This is a genomic window from Psychrobacter sp. H27 (genome assembly GCF_059072655.1).
In genome coordinates, this window is record NZ_JCACRX010000001.1 from 497081 (window position 1) to 515154 (window position 18074).

Annotated in this window: 17 protein-coding genes; 6 read left to right on the top strand and 11 right to left on the bottom strand. The window is 42.7% G+C overall.

All coding sequences use genetic code 11. The annotated features are described in order from the left end of the window. Positions 1-26: 26 nt before the first annotated feature. From AC5JPY_RS01915 to AC5JPY_RS01950, 8 genes are all read right to left on the bottom strand, one after another. Complete coding sequence (locus AC5JPY_RS01915; RefSeq protein WP_493851912.1) at positions 27-599, bottom strand: hypothetical protein; 573 nt, start codon at positions 597-599, stop codon at positions 27-29. 176 nt (positions 600-775) lie between these two features. Beyond that, on the bottom strand, positions 776-1057 hold the full coding sequence (locus tag AC5JPY_RS01920) for a hypothetical protein (protein ID WP_493851913.1): 282 nt from the start codon (positions 1055-1057) through the stop codon (positions 776-778). Then, the gene (locus AC5JPY_RS01925) at positions 1050-1325 is read right to left on the bottom strand and encodes a hypothetical protein (protein ID WP_493851914.1); all 276 of its coding nucleotides are present in this window, start codon (positions 1323-1325) and stop codon (positions 1050-1052) included. The genes AC5JPY_RS01920 and AC5JPY_RS01925 overlap by 8 nt, the downstream gene beginning before the upstream one ends. Next, positions 1312-1548: a helix-turn-helix domain-containing protein gene (locus AC5JPY_RS01930; RefSeq protein ID WP_493851915.1), complete on the bottom strand. Its 237-nt coding sequence runs from the start codon at positions 1546-1548 to the stop codon at positions 1312-1314. The genes AC5JPY_RS01925 and AC5JPY_RS01930 overlap by 14 nt, the downstream gene beginning before the upstream one ends. 3 nt (positions 1549-1551) lie before the next feature. Continuing rightward, positions 1552-1785 carry a helix-turn-helix transcriptional regulator gene (locus AC5JPY_RS01935; RefSeq protein ID WP_493851916.1) on the bottom strand — a complete coding sequence of 78 codons (234 nt, stop codon included), beginning with the start codon at positions 1783-1785 and terminating at the stop codon, positions 1552-1554. Between the two features lie 187 nt (positions 1786-1972). Beyond that, positions 1973-2392 (bottom strand): antiterminator Q family protein, encoded by a 420-nt coding sequence (locus tag AC5JPY_RS01940; RefSeq protein ID WP_493851917.1) that lies wholly within the window; start codon positions 2390-2392, stop codon positions 1973-1975. An 89-nt stretch (positions 2393-2481) separates the two neighbouring features. Beyond that, on the bottom strand, positions 2482-3903 hold the full coding sequence (locus AC5JPY_RS01945) for a coiled-coil domain-containing protein (RefSeq protein WP_493851918.1): 1422 nt from the start codon (positions 3901-3903) through the stop codon (positions 2482-2484). Positions 3904-4083: 180 nt separating this feature from the next. Next, positions 4084-5409, bottom strand: a complete 1326-nt coding sequence (locus tag AC5JPY_RS01950) for a tyrosine-type recombinase/integrase (RefSeq protein ID WP_493851919.1) — start codon at positions 5407-5409, stop codon at positions 4084-4086. Between the two features lie 375 nt (positions 5410-5784). Between AC5JPY_RS01950 and AC5JPY_RS01955 the strand changes: the two genes are divergently transcribed. The 3 genes from AC5JPY_RS01955 (at position 5785) to AC5JPY_RS01965 (ending at position 10241) form a co-directional block, all read left to right on the top strand. Beyond that, entirely contained in the window at positions 5785-8226 is a 2442-nt protein-coding gene (locus AC5JPY_RS01955; RefSeq protein WP_493843070.1) for a site-specific recombinase, read from the top strand. A 498-nt stretch (positions 8227-8724) separates the two neighbouring features. Continuing rightward, positions 8725-9504, top strand: a complete 780-nt coding sequence (locus tag AC5JPY_RS01960) for a transglutaminase-like domain-containing protein (RefSeq protein ID WP_493843069.1) — start codon at positions 8725-8727, stop codon at positions 9502-9504. A gap of 293 nt (positions 9505-9797) precedes the next feature. Next, positions 9798-10241: a hypothetical protein gene (locus AC5JPY_RS01965; RefSeq protein ID WP_493851920.1), complete on the top strand. Its 444-nt coding sequence runs from the start codon at positions 9798-9800 to the stop codon at positions 10239-10241. Between the two features lie 115 nt (positions 10242-10356). On the opposite strand, the gene AC5JPY_RS01970 is transcribed toward AC5JPY_RS01965, so the two are convergent. Both AC5JPY_RS01970 and rsmA read right to left on the bottom strand, forming a co-directional pair. Continuing rightward, positions 10357-11184, bottom strand: a complete 828-nt coding sequence (locus AC5JPY_RS01970) for a symmetrical bis(5'-nucleosyl)-tetraphosphatase (protein ID WP_493843067.1) — start codon at positions 11182-11184, stop codon at positions 10357-10359. A gap of 76 nt (positions 11185-11260) precedes the next feature. Next, positions 11261-12124 (bottom strand): 16S rRNA (adenine(1518)-N(6)/adenine(1519)-N(6))-dimethyltransferase RsmA, encoded by an 864-nt coding sequence (rsmA, locus tag AC5JPY_RS01975; RefSeq protein WP_319051945.1) that lies wholly within the window; start codon positions 12122-12124, stop codon positions 11261-11263. Positions 12125-12755: 631 nt separating this feature from the next. On the opposite strand from rsmA, the gene AC5JPY_RS01980 reads away from it, so the two are divergent. Then, complete coding sequence (locus tag AC5JPY_RS01980; protein ID WP_493843066.1) at positions 12756-13244, top strand: hypothetical protein; 489 nt, start codon at positions 12756-12758, stop codon at positions 13242-13244. 589 nt (positions 13245-13833) lie between these two features. On the opposite strand, the gene pdxA is transcribed toward AC5JPY_RS01980, so the two are convergent. Next, a complete protein-coding gene (pdxA, locus tag AC5JPY_RS01985; protein WP_493851921.1) occupies positions 13834-14910 on the bottom strand; it encodes a 4-hydroxythreonine-4-phosphate dehydrogenase PdxA in 1077 nt (358 codons plus the stop codon). Positions 14911-15207: 297 nt separating this feature from the next. On the opposite strand from pdxA, the gene dnaB reads away from it, so the two are divergent. Continuing rightward, positions 15208-16611 (top strand): replicative DNA helicase, encoded by a 1404-nt coding sequence (gene dnaB / locus AC5JPY_RS01990; protein WP_319051943.1) that lies wholly within the window; start codon positions 15208-15210, stop codon positions 16609-16611. A gap of 177 nt (positions 16612-16788) precedes the next feature. After that, positions 16789-17895, top strand: coding sequence for an alanine racemase (gene alr / locus AC5JPY_RS01995; protein ID WP_493851922.1), 1107 nt, complete (start codon positions 16789-16791; stop codon positions 17893-17895). The last annotated feature ends 179 nt before the right edge of the window (positions 17896-18074 follow it).

The window sequence follows — 18074 nt, forward strand, 5'->3', positions numbered from 1 at the left end:
ACGGCTTTGCTTTGGTGGGTAGGTTTTCACTGTCTGCCCTCCTTGCCATAACTTGTCATTGCTAGGGTTTTATTGATTGAACCTAACTGGCTTTGCAGTAGCTCATGCCACGTTTCCGTGGTGTCATGCGTCAAGCGTGCCATTGATATAGCGGTGTGAGTCTCTATTTTCTCATAGTGAATGAGTGCTAATAGCTTGCCAATGTCACTTATAACAACGGCTGCGCTTTCAAGGTCACAAGCAATATCTGATAACTCAAAAGATGACATAACAATAACTTCGTTGTCGTCTGCTTCGGTTATATCTATTACTGTGCGTTGGTTGGTTTGGTTACCAATGTATAGCGTGGCTATCGCTTGGCGGTTTGCTGGCGTGTCATGGAATAGTGACGGCTGATAATCGCCTGTTTGTTTATCACATGCTGGGACAAAATAGCCCTGTTTGTCATAGTACAAGTGGCTGTCATCATGAGTGAGTGCCAATAGTTTGCGCTTGCCGTATGGGTCATCGTGAAGTACAAACGGGCTAAGGCTCAATGACGGGCACAGAACCCTATCACCTGCTTTGAATGTGGCTGGTGTGCTGTTTGAGTTACTCATGATTAGTTACCTTTAATTTTGTGAGTGTCTGGACGTTTATGGGCTGGCATGAGGCGATTAGTAGCAGCATTAATAAGCAAGCCATGATTGATAGAAACCCGATAAAGCTATGCTGGCTTTGTTTGGGTTGCTGGTTATCTCTGTGCTGCCCGTGGTCGGCTTTTAGATTGGTTTTGTTATCTTTGCTCATTTCTTACGTTCTCCACGTTGAAAGCGATTTCTGCTATGCGTTTGGATAGCTCTTTGAGTGAGTCCACTTGTCGGCTGCCTGTTGGTATTGCACAGCGTAAAGCTAGTAGTTGGTTTTCTACTTCTACTATCTCTATCAGGCTATTAATAGCGGTTACATTGGCATGTAAGGTAATGATTAGCTGGTCGATAAAGTCATCAGTTATCATCAGCATGCCTTTGTCTTTTAGCGCGTCCATTACTTCGTTTATAAAATTGTCATCACTCATAGTCATTCACCTTGATTTCAGGCAGTAAAATAAGCCCACTCAACATCTCACTAACGATACTTGCCAGCTCACCATTAGCAAGTAAGGCAGACCGTATAGCGACTATTACGCCCTCGCTTACGTCATCATCGGTATTGATAGCATGAAGTGCCGTTGCTAGGCTCTCAGCATCGTTTGATAGGTCTTGTATGCGGTCATCAATGACAGACAGGTAATAACTATCTACTGCCACTAGGCGCGGCTCTAATACGTCGTTAGACTTGTTCATGTGCTGCTCCTTTGCCGTCTGCTTTGTTTACCCAGTAACGGCTAAAATGCTTGCCGTTCTCTTTGATGGTTTTACTTTGAATATTCATACCTGAACGTCTAAGCTCATGAATACATTTAGCAAGGCGCGTTATGCGGTATTCAGTGATTGCTTGCCATGATGTTATTGGCTGCCCTGCTAGCAAGTGGTCTTTGATAATTTGGTTTTGAGTTTGCTTAGTCATTGGTTACACCTCACTGTTAGCATGTTGGCTATCAATAAATGCCAGAATGTCGCTGTTCTTAAATAGCAAGATGCCATTAACGTTTGACGGCTTGATAAACTTAGGCGGTTCAGCTTGCCACCATCTACGCAAGGTCAAAGGACTTACACCAATTAAAGCGGCTGCTTGCTTAATACGCATTTGCCCGTCTGGGTGGATTGCTGGGGGTGTCTGGGCGTTGTCTGTTGCTTGGTTCATACTCTTAACTCCGTATATCTGCCATTGTTTGGCGTGGTCTGGAGTTATCAGTATGCTAGGCAGTGTATGGGGTGTAGCAATGGTGCGCCCTTAAGAAAAGGGCATGATGTGAGGGTACGCCCCTCATTTTTTAGGCAATAAAAAAGCCCTGCATTTGCTGCAAGGCTCTTATGTTCTGCTCATGTTGTTATTGGTTCTGCTTGTAGGTTTTGTTCAATATCAAGCCTGTTATAAATCCCTCCGCGTTCGCTAAGTGCTGGGCTGCTTGATATGAGCTAACTTGCTTGGCGCTGCCTTTGCCGTATTTAAGCGGCGTTAAATAATACTTGGCTATACTACTGGCGCTCATGCGTTCAACATATTTCAATATTAAGATTTTGCCCTCTAATGGTTTATGCTCACATAAAATAGTGATAAGCCCCTCAACTTTTAGCGCCTCATCATCAGTTATAAACATGGTAGTACGTGGTTTTCTTTTCTCTACAACATGCCCACGCATTAACATAGCCATTGGGCTGGAATATCCTAACCCTGTACCGTCTGCCAGTACCCACTGCCCCCACGCTGCCAAAAGGTTCTGCACCTCTAAATCTAAGCTGATTGCCATAACTTAATACCTCATAATGTATCTTGTTATAGTAACGGCTGCCTATAGGGGTCATGCAATGGAGCAGCCCCAAAAAAAGGGGCATTGTGCTATGGGGTGGTCTTTTCTTTTAGGGGTGGCATGTGCAACTCTTTAACGGCATGTAATGGCACGGCTAACAATGTCTGCCCATTCTTTGTGTATGCAATATTCGTTATCTTTTCTATACGTTTGCCAAGTTCTCTTGTAGGGTCAAGGTTCATTCTTTTTGCTATCAGCTCAAATTTACCAGCATGTGAAGTGATATGAGGGTGGCTTTCTTTCAGCTCCCCATCTGCATAAATCCGCTGCCATATCATCAATGCTAAATGCAGTTCAGGCGGATAAACATGCTCACTCATGTTCTGCCAGTCAAGTGTCTGGTCTGGGGTCGTAGTCTTGGCGGCTGCCAGTTCGGTACTTGCTTTGTCCAACTGCTCTTTGAGCTTATCAATTTCAGCTTGTGCATTAGCTGGCGTGTTTGTCTGTTGCTCTAACTCAAATATTTTATTATCTTTTTTCTTAATGACGTTAAGTAGCCCTTGAATACGCTTTATCATTTCATCAGGTGTGTTTACGGGGTGCTTGTCCTCATAAAAGCTAAAATCATTACTATAGATTTGATACGACTTTTTAACACGTTCATCTTGTGGCAAGTCTTTATTGATTGAGTCTAAGCGCGTCCTAAAAGGAATATTCACAACATCAGGCGCGGCGGCTTGAAACTTTGAAAGCTGTTGTTCTAATTCGGCTATTTTTTTCTGCGCGTCTATTAATAGTTGATTTGGCTGCTCACTGACATTCAAAGCAGTTTCGTTCAAAAACTTTGAAATCTCATCTCTATGGGTAGATGTTGAATTATAGGCGTTCATTTGAGCGTCCATATATTCATGGATTTTTGCCATAGCTATCTTCTGCATATCAGATGCGTTTGGCAGGTCTGCACTACTATCAACTTTCACCTCTACAATACTTTGAGAAGTTAGAAGTTCGTCCATACGCTTTTTTGGTAAACCTGTCACAAGGTCGTTAGGTTTAAATAAGTTACCTATTGAAATTTTACTTATGTAGCAATAACCTCTACCTATAGCTTGATGAGCTGCATACTTTTCTATAAAACTAATATTATATAAAGCATTGGATTGGAATAATTCTGCTAATGAAAAATAATAGCTAGCGTACCTTTCGCGTATTTCATGAGAAAATCCCATAATCACGGAAAAGTTCGCTGTTTTTTCAATCTCATCAAAAAAATCACAAGTACTCTGACAGTTGTTTTTATCAACTGCTCTAGGACTAATATAGTCTCCTTTTTTTGCATAAAGATTAGTATTAGGAGGAAATGATTTTAAATTCAAATAAGTCAATACTTCTTCTAAACTTGACTGCTCAAAGTCGACAAGTAATTCGAGAAAGGTACAAGCGTTTATATATTCAATAGCCGTATCTTTCTTATAATTATCTAGAAAATCCTTAGCTGTTTTCAAACTCATAATTTACACCCTACACCCTTAAATAAAATAGGAGTGAGGCAGTGACAGCATAAGGGTGTAAGTCGCTGTCGTTCGGTTCATGACTACCTAGCCTCACAAGTGGTATGACAGCTCACAAGCTATCAAAACTGGTTAAAAACTATCTAATACGGGGGTTTTGTCAGTTATGGCAGTGCTGTTTTAGGCTTGTTTCTCTTTTTTTCCCTTAAAATCAGCATGAATAACATTGTCAAACTTGCCAGCCTTGATATTGTCTAAGTAGTTCGCCCAGTCGTTCATCATATGCGTTCTACCATCTGAAAAATCAAAACGGCTATATGCTTTGCCATATTTATTAAGCATGGCATGACCTAATTGTATTTCGGTTATCAGCTCATCATAGCCTAGTCGTTCCATCAGCATAGTTTTTGCGCTGGCTCTAAAACCGTGGGGGCTATGAATGTCTTTGTAGCCTTTACCATTATTCATATCTGAGTTGTTCAGTAGCTTGTTAATTTCTTGGGCATGATGATACTGGGCTTTTTTGCGTCTAGAGTTATAGAATACATAGTCATAGCCGCTTGTTAATGGCTGTATTTTCTCTAGTACAGCTATTGCTTGCGGCGCTAGTGGTATTAATACACTGTCCACCATATCGTCCCGTCCCTGCCCTTTCTGTGGCTCTAATATCCATTGCTTAGCGTTTAGGTCAATATCTGCCCATCTCATAGCGCAAACATCACCAATACGAGCAAACGTGAGGGCTAGTAGCTGCAATATGCTTTTGTTATATAGCTGGCTTGTATCGTCTAGTTGGTCAATATCTTTTAACAGTTCGGCAAACTCTTTGGGCTGTGTTAATGATGGGCGGTGCTTTACTTTGTGCTTAATTAGCGTTCCGCCTAAGTCGCTGGCTGGATTATATTCGATGACCATATGAGCTTTAGCAATTTGTAGAATGCTCTTTAATATGGTTTTTACCGTTAAACCTTTGTATGAGTGTTTTTTTTGTATGTCCTTAATAAACTTGATAACAATGCTGGGGCTAATGTCCGTTACTTTCATATGCCCTAATTTTTGCTGGATGACCTTGATAATGATTTTATTACTCTTAATGGTTGATTGGGATAAATTCTTACTGCTTTGAATTTCCAGCCATTCATTAATAAAGTAATTTAAAGTGTTTTGACGGTCTGCCATGTCTTTTTGTTTTAGGTTATCCCTATGCTCTATTGGGTCTATATCTTTTGCTAATAGTTGCATATTGTCATTATGATATTGACGGGCATCGGCAAGGCTTAACGCTGGATATTGTCCTAGCGTCATGTAAGGGCGTTTGCCAGTAATTGGGTGGGTGTAACGGTGTCTAAAATCTGCGGTAGCGTCTTGGCTGTCTTTTTGTGGTCTAACACGTAACTCTAAGCCTTTATAGCCAGCGATAGGATAACTAACCGTTTTTTCAGTCTTGGCAGTATCTTTGATTGCTTTTTTGACTTGGGTATCGGTTGATAGGTCTGTTTTAGTCATCGTCTCATCACCTGTGTTTTGGTAGCCACTTTGGTAGCCATTTGGTAGCCGTTTTCACATTATTTCTAACGTTATCACAGATGACATATTAGCACCAAAGTCAATGTAAATAAAGGGTTTGAGGTTATCAGGCTTTATCAGGCATTATCAAAAAACGCCGTCTCGTTACTGTCCTTTTTTTTGTCAAAATAAATCCTAACAAAATAATTCACTATCGATGCGCCGTTACGATTAAAATAACGCAAGACAAGGTGTCGCTACGCAAAATTAAAATCTCCTAAATCTAATAAAGTCATTGCTACTCATTATGTGATGCATAGTGTCAAAGTATTAAATAATAAAAGTGATAGAAACAACTACAATAAAGGGTGCGACGTGTCAGAATTAAAACGCATTTTACAACAGATTACTGCCCTAAGTGATGTACCTGATGCTACGGTGCTCAAACGCTTAATCGATGAACTGCGAGTCAGTGATAAAGAACCGGCTTTAGCGAACGAAAATATCCAAGCCCTTATTGATATCTTGCATCAGCATCCAGAATACGGCGATGGTCTCTCTAGCTTTGTGCTAAAACTGATTATCCAATACCGTCAAATCGCACTGTATACCGATACTGGCATCATGTCAGATCAAGGATTCTTTAATAGCTTAAGACGATTGGTTGGTCATCGTTTTTTGCCAATACTACCTCAAGATGACTCTGTCGTCGAATTGATTGGTTATCTATTCGACAAGCGTACTGATGAGCGCTGGCTTGCCAATATTGAGGCAGATAAATGGGATGAACTGGTAGAGCTTATCAGAGTAGAAGAAAAGCACTTAGATTTGGTCGCCACGGCAAAAAACAGTATTTTAAACGCGATCATTATTTTGTCTTATCGTATTAGTGGACTTGGCTTGCATCCTGATTTGATGGACTCCTACCCGCAAATGCTCAACTACTCTGCTTCTTTTGTGGCTCAAAACCAAGAAGCCGTACTCTTTGTCAATCAATACAGACAAGCACATGAGCTCGACACTTTAACCGACATAACCCCTGAACATGCAGTTGATCCGGCGCCATTGTTAGTCATGATTGAGCAATGTGAAGATATTGTTGCCACTATCCGCAAACGTATCTACAAGACAGGTATCTCCATTCGCCTGACCAATATGATGCTGCGTTTGGACCAAAGCTTACAGCGCATGCGTATTTTGACAGAGCTCGTCACAGACGATCACCAAAGACGAGATCGCGCCGTCATCGAGTTGATACAGACGCTAATTACTACTGCCAGACAGCGCTATAGTATTGGCTATTTGATTGATAATAATACCAAGCTACTCTCACGCAAGGTCACCGAGAACGCCAGCCGCGTGGGTGAGCATTACATCAGTACCGATAAATCTGGTTATCAAAAAATGTTCAAAAAAGCCTCTATTGGTGGCTTTTTCATTGCATTTATGGCCACCATCAAGATATTGGCTTACCATTTGGCACTCGCCCCTATGGGACGGGCGTTTATCAACAGTATGATTTATGGTTTGGGTTTTGTATTTATTCATATCATTCGTGGCACAGTAGCGACAAAACAGCCCGCTATGACGGCTGCTGCTATCGCCTCTACGATATCTGAAGGCTCTGGAAAAAAATCTCATCAGCTAACCAAGCTATCAGAATTGGTTGTTGATATTTTGCGGACTCAGTTTGTTGCTATCATGGGTAACGTGATGTTGGCTGTGCCTGTGGCACTTATTATTTCCTTCGCCTGGTTACAGTACACAGGCGCGCCAATGATTGATTCAGAAAAAGCTGGTCACTTACTACACGATCTAGACCCGTTTCGCTCGCTAGCGCTCCCCCACGCTGCCATCGCTGGTGTATATCTGTTCTTATCTGGTCTCATTGCAGGCTACTATGACAATCTAGCAGTGTATAACCATGTAGGTGCACGTATACAGCGTCATAGGTTCTTAAAATATATATTGCCTCAATCATGGCTTAAACGTTTGGGCGGCTTTATAGAAGCCAATCTGGGCGCTATTATGGGCAACTTTTTATTCGGGGTGTTCTTGGGTAGTACGGCAACTATTGGCTATATCTTCGGCTTACCTATTGATATTCGCCATATTGCTTTTGCCTCGGCCAACTTGGCACATGGACTTTTCAATATATCTGCTGATGAAATAAACTGGAGCCTCATTCTAATTTCTATACTTGGCGTAGCACTTATCGGTATGGTCAACCTCATAGTCAGCTTTTCACTGGCTCTGTTTGTTGCCCTACGCTCTAAAGAAGTGCGGTTTTTTGAGTGGAGTCGCCTCACAAAACTGGTGTTCGGTCACATCATTAGCCACCCTTCTGACTTCTTTTGGCCTCGTGATAAGCCGATGGACTATGCACGTATCGATAGCCAAGGGCACATGATATTTGACGATACCTCAGCACAAAAGAACGGAAAGGCAATACCAAGCAATTATGTGGTTCGCCGATTATCTGATGTCAGAATACTACCTGAGTCTAAGCAAAATGAAGCTCAAAACTCAAAGACAAGTACAGACATATATTATGAAAGCCAACCAGAAGGTGATCATACTCAGCCTCACAACTCTCCAAAAAAAGTCGTGGATCTAGATGATGGTTTGACTGATGAAGAGCTGAACAATGCTCCTTATACCGATGATATTCAGTATGATAAGACGACTAAAACAATAAGCGCCATCGATAGCGATAACCTCGATGAAGAATATCATGCTGATCCTGATGATAAGCCGACTGGCGATGCCAAAACCCCTTTGCCAAAACCGAAAAAACCACCGAAACTACCCAATTAGAGTGGCAGTTTCGATGGCTAGATACTTGGTAAATAACTGGTTTTAAAGCCATAGTGTTCATAACGTTCGTTATGAGCACTATGGCAGTATTGAGTCAAGCACTAGTAGACACAAACAAGCCAAAAAATAGCAGTGCATAGGATGTAGGATATTGACCTGGCAACCCTTGTACGGTTGATACTTCGAGCATAGCGCTCGCTTTGCAACGCTAAGTCCATAACTAATCAATTTTTGATGCGTTTCAGGTTTAATAAAGCCCGTCTGCATAGTGCTATAGTCATATCTTACCTTTTGAGATTGAAAAACGGTACTATGATAATTCAACTCTGTGAGGCATTGCTGCATAACTTAAGTACGCCAATCTCTGATATACAAAACAGTTCATCTCAAAATATTTTGGTTTCAATAGACCTGCGCAGCTTAGGCCTCGCCTCGTATCTATTAGAAATCCCACACTGTCCTTAGTCCACCAAACCAACATCCTTAGTGAGTTCAAACATGATCCTGAAACTTGACGTCAAACTTCATTATCGTCTATCCGAGCCGATGGACCTTTTACTTCAGATCGAAGCTGCCGATCTTGTCGATCAACAGGTTCGTTCGACTGAGATTTGGACATCAGACGTTGCTCATTTTTCACGGGTCTCCGCCGATGATGGCATAGGAGAGCGGATCTGGATTCGCGCAGAAGGAGATTTTAGCTGTACTTACCTCGCAGAAATTGCAGTTGACCGTCCTGCCTTGGACATATCGGTACTGCCCCAAGTGCCTCTCCATCTTTTGCCCGGAGAGACGATCAGACATTTGATGCCATCTCGATATTGCCCATCAGATCAGTTCCAAGCCTTTGTGGATGCTGAGTTTGGCAATCTCGCTGGCGGTGCACGGATTGCGGCGATGCGCGATTGGATCGAGTCGGCGTTTAGCTATGTGCCAGGATCAAGCCACGCTCAGACCACCGCACTTGACAGCTTTGTTCAGCGTCAGGGCGTGTGCCGTGACTTTGCGCATGTTCTTGTGACACTAGCGCGCGCGTCGTCGATACCAGCTAGGTTCGCGAGCGTTTATGCGCCCGATGTGACGCCACAGGACTTTCATGCCGTGGCGGAGGTCTATCTCGGAGGGAGCTGGCATCTTATTGATTCGACTGGTATGGCAGAAGCCGACACGATGGCCCGCATCGGTGTTGGTTCCGACGCGTCTAGCGTCGCGTTCCTAACGGCGTTCGGATCCATGGATTTTGTCAACCAATCAGTATCTGTGACCAGACAAGCTTAGGGGCCTGACCCTAGGCATGCCATGTGGCGTGTTCAAGAATAAGTAAAATCTGCTATAAGCGAGTAATGGCATCGGTGTATTGTTTGTTTCAAGACCAATGCCATTACTCATGTACGATAGAGACTTCACTAAAGTATCTTAGGCTGCTGTCTTTTTGGGACTCATCCCTATTCTTTCTCTAAACCCATTTTCAAAGTCGTATATTTATTCAAAGAGCTATCGGTATCTAATCAGTGTGGATATAGGTGTTGAGTTGCTGACCGTATAACCAAAGATGAATGGATAAAAAACTAATGACTAGTATAGAAAAAAGACTGACCCAAGCAGATATTTTTTACCAAAACGATGAACCAGAGCTGGCTCTTGAGATCTTAAATGAAGTAATTACTGATAGTAATTCAACAGATAGCGAAATAGCTGAGGCTTTAAACCTCAAAGGAATAACCATAGAGCTTGCTCCATATCTTTCTGAAGATAAAGAAAACTACTCTGGACTTATTTATTTCCAAAAAGCTTTGGAATATGCCCCTCACAACACTAGTATTCTATTTAATGTACTCAATTCATTTTCTTGTATAGACATGATGCAAGACTATACTCAAAAAAACAGAAGTGCTTTTATGTGCGCATACGATGTCTTGAATAATGACTTGTATGATTTTTTAAACGAAGAATCCAAAAGTGAGTTGCATAAATTTTCTTCTAAATATCACGAATTTCAAAATGAATGCCTTTAGGGCACACACCAAAAGAGCCAGTTATTTAGCCCTTTAAACGTATTAATGGACCGCTTAAAACAAATCACTTGCCTAGCCCTATATATCAAGATGTTTATAGCCCTCGGTATGATCTTTAGCACCCTGCACCTGAAGTAAGAACCTGTCCATCACCCAGTCTATAAGCTAATAGATAATTACCCCAAACGCAGCCGCCATCAAGCGCGCGTGCATGTGGCAAATCAATCTCACCTTTTAGCGCCGCCCAATGACCAAACAGTATTTTACGCGTGCGCGGCACTTGCCACTCAAACCACGGCAAAAAGTCTTTTGGCATCGGCTCATCTAGTCCAGCGTTAAACTCAAACTCAAGCATCCCACCTTGCTTACACAGTCTCATACGAGTAAGGTAATTGGCGATTGCACGCATCTTGGTAAAACCATTAATACCTGCATGCCACTCATCTGCTTGTTTGCTATAAAGATTGGGTAGTAGTCGATCAAGTTGCTTTAGGCTACCTTGTAGTTGTGCTTCTAGCTGTTTGGCATATCCTGCCGCTGCCTCGATAGTCCAATGCGGCGGAATACCGGCATGTACGAGCACAGTATGCTTATCTGGATAAGCCAACAGCGGCTGCCGACGTAACCATTCAAGCAATTCATCACAGTCATCAGCGGCAAAGATCGGTGCTGTTTTGTCCTTGCTTTTGAGCTTCGCCGCACCGCGCCAAACAGCAATCAAATTGAGATCGTGATTGCCTAACACAGTGGCTGCGGCGCCTTGCTCACATAACGCTTTGACATCGCGTAATGTATTTAATGAGTCCTCGCCTCGCGCCACCAGATCACCCGCAAACCAAAGCTTATCTTGGTCAGGATCAAAATCTAGCGTCTCAAGCAACTGTAGATAAGCCGCATAGCAACCTTGCAAATCACCGATGACATACTGATGGCGAAAACTCATAATACCTCTATGATCTTTATGTGATGATAATTAGCAGTCTATTAACTCAAATCTTTAAGACTCAACCCTCTACCACTTAAACCTCTAAGTTGCGTGCCTGATTGCTTAGGTTCACAAAATCTGTAACGCTCAAGGTCTCAGGACGCGCCTGCGGATCAATACCACAAGCGTCAAAATCGCCTTCACTCAGTGTTGGCAGCAAGGTTGATTTTTTAAATATAGCCCGTAGGGTTTTGCGGCGATGGTTAAAGGTCTCACGTACCACAATAGCAAAATGCTCTTCGTCCTCTGCTACTACGGGTTTGTTAATATGCGGCGTTAGTCGAAATACTGCACTGGTGACTTTTGGCGGTGGGTTAAAGGCACCACGCGGTACTGTTAACAAATAATCGGTATCACAATGATACTGCATGATGACAGACAAACGACCATAGGTTTTGCTACCCACGTCTGCTGTGATACGCTCGACCACTTCTTTTTGTAGCATAAAATGCATGTCTTGAATCACATCGGCGTAGCTGAGTAAGTGAAATAAGATAGGTGTCGAGATGTTATAGGGCAAGTTACCTACTACGCGCAGCTTGCCGCGCACCTCGCTGTACAGCTCACGGTAATCCACATGCATGGCATTGTCTTTGATGATCTCAAAGTTTGGGTGACTGTTAGCCCCAATCCGAATACGCAAGCTGTCTGCCAAGTCGCGATCCAGCTCTACCACTGTCATCGCATCCACTTCTGCTAGCAAAGGCTCAGTCAGTGCGCCCATACCTGGTCCAATTTCGATCAAATTGTCATCACGCTCTAGACGAATGCTTTCAACGATTTCGCGAATCACGCTGGTATCATGCAAGAAGTTTTGACCAAAGCGCTTACGCGGTTGGTGTTTGGCAGCCTTTAAGCTGTTAGAGATAGATTGCGCATCAAATGTAGAGTTGGACATAAAAGAGTCTTAGTGTATAAAAGAGAAATGGGCTATGGCAGCAATGTGCTGGTATTATAATGGCGAATTATACCACAGCTCATAATTAGGGCGTGTTTTTGAGATATTTTATCTATAAGCCATCTAAAATGTAGCACAACTAACATGGCATCTTTTTGTTCTCGAACTATCTAACATAAGACCTGTTATGAGGACAATGGGGTATTACCGTCAAGCTGTCAAGCTGTCAAGCTGTCAAGCTGTCAAGCTGTCAAGCTGCATGATTAAACTAACCCCATTCTGTTAGTACGGATTTGACAGCATAGGTCAAATTTTAGGTGGTTAATTTCTTTCGTCAAGATAGCCCAAGCGAAAACATCTAAAAAAGGTAGGGGATGTGGTTAGTGAAGCCTCCAGGATCACACAAGCATCTAACCAGACGATAAATGATTACTATTTAAATGAGAATGGTGCAACTATCCATAGCACTGGTCAGAAAATTAAACCAGGCTCTCAAACAATATATTGGTCTGTTTGGAAATTTACGAACAGAACCGACAAGTCTGGTACTAGAATTGGGAGTCCTACCCCTATATTATCTCCAAAACTAAAAACAAAATTGATAGTTAACTATTTACCTTAGGATAAGCTCATGAGCAAAATTATGGAACTTGACGATTTTGAAATACACTCAGATATTTCTGGTATTGAAGTAGAATATTATGCAATTTACTTTTTTTACTTAATTGAGTGGGCTTATTCAAGAAAGCTGCTCTCAGATGAGTTAGAAACTTATGAGCTTTTTATTGATAATATAAAGCAAGTAAGAAATAAGGAAATAGATTGCTTTGATTTTTTATCAAAACAATTGGACTTTAAGCTTTGTACGAGCTTTTTTAAAGATGATATTGTCATTGAGTTTATTAAACTCTACATAGGTATCGATTATGATCCTCACATTAGGGAACATATGTGGCAAGGGGGTGAATTATGGATTCAAACCGAGTTAATCACGAATACCTATAAACCTATGGAAAGCAAAGCCTTGATGGAAGATATTGATAATACATTTAAGTTATTTTTGGAAATAAATTACCCTGATAAAGTTGGCGATTATTTTCCATTGAAATATAATAGATAATCTATAGCAAGTAGGTTAGATCGAGTTTAGGACTCTTAAAGAATAAGTTGGCTGCAACTATATGTTTAAAAGCGCAAACATATCTCCAATAACTCTGGTCATATGCCAGAGTTATTTATATAGATTCGATCAATCACTAATGATAATCGGATAAGAAATAGTCCGTGGCACAGCAAGTGGTTGTGATCTCACTACATCCGATAAAGGCTGGTGCGTTGCTTTATCCATTACCCAAAAGTCTATATAGCTATTTTGCTAGAAAATGCTGTACCAACGTCAGTGACGAAATTTAATTGATAGTTTTTATCAGGTTTAGCATCGAAGGTTATCTTAGCAGAGAAAGCATAATGTCCACCTATTCGATAGCTAACCGTGACGATATGCTCTCTTGCTGATATCGGGTATATCCCAAAGGAAACCAGCTATTTATCCTTGTAAACCTATTAATAGATCACTCAAAATAAACCGCCATAATGGAACCACTTATATTAGGTTGTATCTGATTATTCATAAATAGGCATTGTTCGCACCAAAATCATCAAGTACGACGTGAACAATACCTATAAGGCAATGCATCATAAAGAAGGTATCAGCTAGTAAGCGACTTATCCGCCATCTCATTAGCCATATTTAATGCTTGGTATAAACTTGTCGCACTCGCCCCGCCCCGTCCTGCCAAATCTAGCGCCGTACCATGATCGACAGAGGTGCGGATATAAGGCAAGCCCAAGGTTAGATTGACCGTATCGCCAAAACCGTGCGATTTGAGTACAGGTAGTCCTTGGTCATGATACATAGCGATGACCGCATCGCAATTGGCGAGATGCCTAGACGTGAATAGCGTATCCGCGGGCATTGCCTCTGAAATATTCACCCCCGCATCAATGAACGCTTGCAAGACTGGATTGATAATATCAATCTCTTCACTTCCCAAATGTCCACCCTCGCCTGCATGTGGATTAAGACCGCATACCAATATACGAGGCTGCGCAAGACCGAATTTCTCTCTCATATCATCGATGACGATTTGTACCGTTTGGCGCACATTATCTGCCGTGATGGCAGCGGGTATATCTTTTAGTGCCAGATGGGTCGTGACAAGCGCCACTTTCATGGCTTGATTGGCAAGCATCATGACCACTTTGTCACAACCACTTTGCTGCATAAAAAACTCGGTATGACCGCTAAACATAGTGCCATCCAATAGCTTGATATCTGCATCTATGAGCGCTGATTTTTGCAAGGGACCTGTGATGATAGCGGCGACTGTTTCATTTACTGCTAGCTGATGAGCAATATCTAACTGCCTAGCCACCATTGCTGAATTGGCAATATTGATTTGTCCGCCCACAACTGATGCGGCACAAGGAATGTTAAGAACGATAAAAGCCCCATCTCCATCCAGCTGTGGTATTTGCTTGAGCGCGGTGATATCAACATCATTTACATTGACATCAATGGTTTGCCAAATAGGAGCCTTATTAATCGCGCCAGCAGCAATAAGCTCATCTGCTCGTACTTGCATCGCGCTTGCATCGGCGGTCACCCAAATAGGGCGATTAAAATCTTGTAGCTTGCCTTCTGCCGCCAAACTCAATACGACATCCATTCCAATACCTGCAGGCTCACCTGTCGTGATTAATAATGGACGTTTCTCTTTTGTCATAGCAATCGCCTTATTTTATCTAAATTTTTGATTTTATTATATTTATCGTCAATATTTTGAGTTTTTACGTTTAGACACTGGATGCGATCTCTTATTTTATGCATAACAACCACGGTAGATTTAGTTGCTTATCCAGCCTAAAAAATCACATTATGTGTTAAACTTTCGCTTCTGATTGTAGCATTTGCAGGCAAATCTCAAACTATGTTTTGGTACGTCTATCGTAGAGGTGTGCCATATCTGTTTTGCACTATCACCGACACTTTTCTTATACCCATTTTGACTCATTAGGTACTCATGGCAGAAAACGATAAAACCGACGACTTACTGAATCAGACACCGCCGCACAATATCGATATTGAAAAGGCATTGCTCGCGTCTTTGATGAGTATTGAAGAGGCATATGACAAGATTGCCGATATCGTCACCAAAGATGACTTTTATGCGGGACGCCATCAATATATCTTTGATGCGGTTGCTCATTTGGCAGCCGTGAATGAGCCTTACGATACCGTCATGGTACACGACTGGCTTGAGGCGCAAAAGCTGCTTAAAGGCGCAGGTGGGGATAGCTATCTGGCAGATATCTTGAGCCAAAGTCCGGCGACCTTATTTAACCTGACTGCCTACGCTCAGCGTGTGCGTGAACTATCAACCCTGCGTCAGCTGATTACTACGGGCAATGACATGCTGACCCTTGCCTATAATCCAAAAGACCAGAGCGTCAGTGATATTTTGGACAATGTCGAAGGTAAAATATTTAGTATCAATGAGCAGCATAATAAGCGCGCTGAACAACGTGGCCCTGTCGGCATTACGTCTGTACTTACTAATGTCATTGACAAGATTCAGGAATTAAAATCCAACCCTGACGGCATGATTGGTTTGCAGACGCCATTTGCCGAGCTGAATAACAAAACGCAAGGTTTGCAAGCGGGCGATTTGATTATTGTCGCTGCGCGTCCTTCGATGGGTAAAACTACTTTTGCGATGAACTTAGCCGAAGGGATTTTGTTTAATGAAGACTTGCCCGTTGTGGTGTTTTCGATGGAAATGCCAGCAGAATCTATCGTCATGCGTCTGCTGTCTTCATGGGGCGCGATCAACCAGACGCACTTGCGTTCTGGGCAAATGAATGAAGATGAATGGGCAAAAATGATGAACGCCATTCAGCATTTGCAATCAAAGCACTTATACATCGATGACAGTACCGCCCTACCACCATCTGAGATGCGCTCACGTTGCCGACGTATCGCCAAAAATCATGATGGTCGTTTGGGTGCTATCGTGGTCGATTATCTCCAGCTCATGAAAGTTCCTAGTCTAGATGGCAACCGTGTGGGCGAGATTTCTGAGATTTCTCGTAGTCTAAAAGCATTGGCACGTGAGCTTGAGTGCCCAGTGATTGCGCTATCGCAGCTCAACCGTAGTCTAGAGAATCGTCCGAATAAACGCCCTATTATGTCGGATCTACGTGAATCTGGGGCGATTGAGCAGGATGCCGATTTGATTATGTTCATCTACCGTGATGAGGTTTATAATGAAAATTCAGACCACAAAGGTGTGGCTGAAATCATCATTGGTAAACAGCGTAACGGCCCTATTGGTACTATTCGCTTGGGCTTTGAAGGGCAATTTACGCGCTTTATTAATCTAACGCCAGAGTACTATCAAGGCGTTAGCTTTGAGAATGACGAGTAACCAGTCTTACAAATATCGGATTGATAATACTAAGCCTTGTGAAGATTAAAGCTCAGTTGCAGTCTAACAAATAGTGTTTAATATTTAGTGTTCAACAACATGGCCAGTGCCGCATCAGCCCAATTGATGCAGCACTGGCTTTATCACTTCATAATTCTACTCATAAAGAAGGCGATTATGCGCACCATCACGATAAAACCAAAAGCCATCACTCATAACCTTAACGAAGTAAAAAAGCGAGCACCGCAGTCCAAAGTATTGGCCATGGTCAAATCCAACGCGTATGGTCATGGTGTGGCGGCTGTTTTACCAGCACTACAGCAAGCGGATGGCGTTGGGGTTGCAACTTTGACTGAAGCACTAGAAGTCAGACAGCTAGGCTGGAACAAAACAATCGGTCTCGTAGAAGGTGCCTTTAGCGCTGATGAATGGCAGCAAGCGATTGAGCATGATATTAGCTGCGTGATTCATCATGGACCACAGTTAGAATGGGCACTACGAAATGTCCCGCCAGCCAATAGTGCAACCAACGTGGTTTGGCTCAAATACAATACGGGTATGAATCGCCTAGGTTTTAATGCCGAGGGCGTACTGTCTGCAGCAAAGCGTCTACATGAGGCGGGATGTCAGCTGATACTGGCCACGCATTTTGCCAATGCTGATGACCATGACCATCCATTAAATGCCATGCAAATCGAGCGTTTCTCAAGTATGCTGGCGACTCTAAAAGACACCATTAGTCCAGAAATCCAAGGCTCATTGTGCAATTCTGCTGGCATCGTTAACTTCTCAGAGCACCACTATGACTGGGTCCGTCCCGGTATTATCCTATATGGTAGCTCGCCTGTGACAGATAAGAGTGCGCAGACTTTAGATTTACAGCCAGCAATGGATTTCAGTGCGCAAATCATGGCACTACAGACGGTCTATGCCAATGACGCTATCGGCTATGGCAGCCGCTGGCAAGCACAGCAAGATACCCGAACGGCACTCGTTAGCGTCGGTTACGGGGACGGCTATCCACGTGTGGTCAATGACGGCGCTTATGTCACAGTCATCGATGCTAATAGCAATCAGAGCTACCGCTGTCCTGTAGTTGGGCGTGTAGCAATGGATATGATTGTCGTAGACGTCAGCAAAGCACCAGAAAGTCTGGCTCTGGACAGTATCGTTACCCTCTGGGGCGATACGCCACGTGTCGATGAGGTCGCGGGACATGCTGGTACGATTAGCTATGAGCTGCTATGCCGCCTGAGCATACGCCCGAATCGTATACAGGCATAATGATCAGAACATGTTTGAGTTTGATAATTTTTTGGCTTACCGAATCATTTTTAGTCTAGCTTGCAGGCTATTTAATCTTGGTAAAATTGCACGTTTACATTGAAAGTAAATACGCTATACTAAAAGTTTGTTGTCAACCCAGTATACGCCCTGATGCGATACTATTGAACCCTGATGAC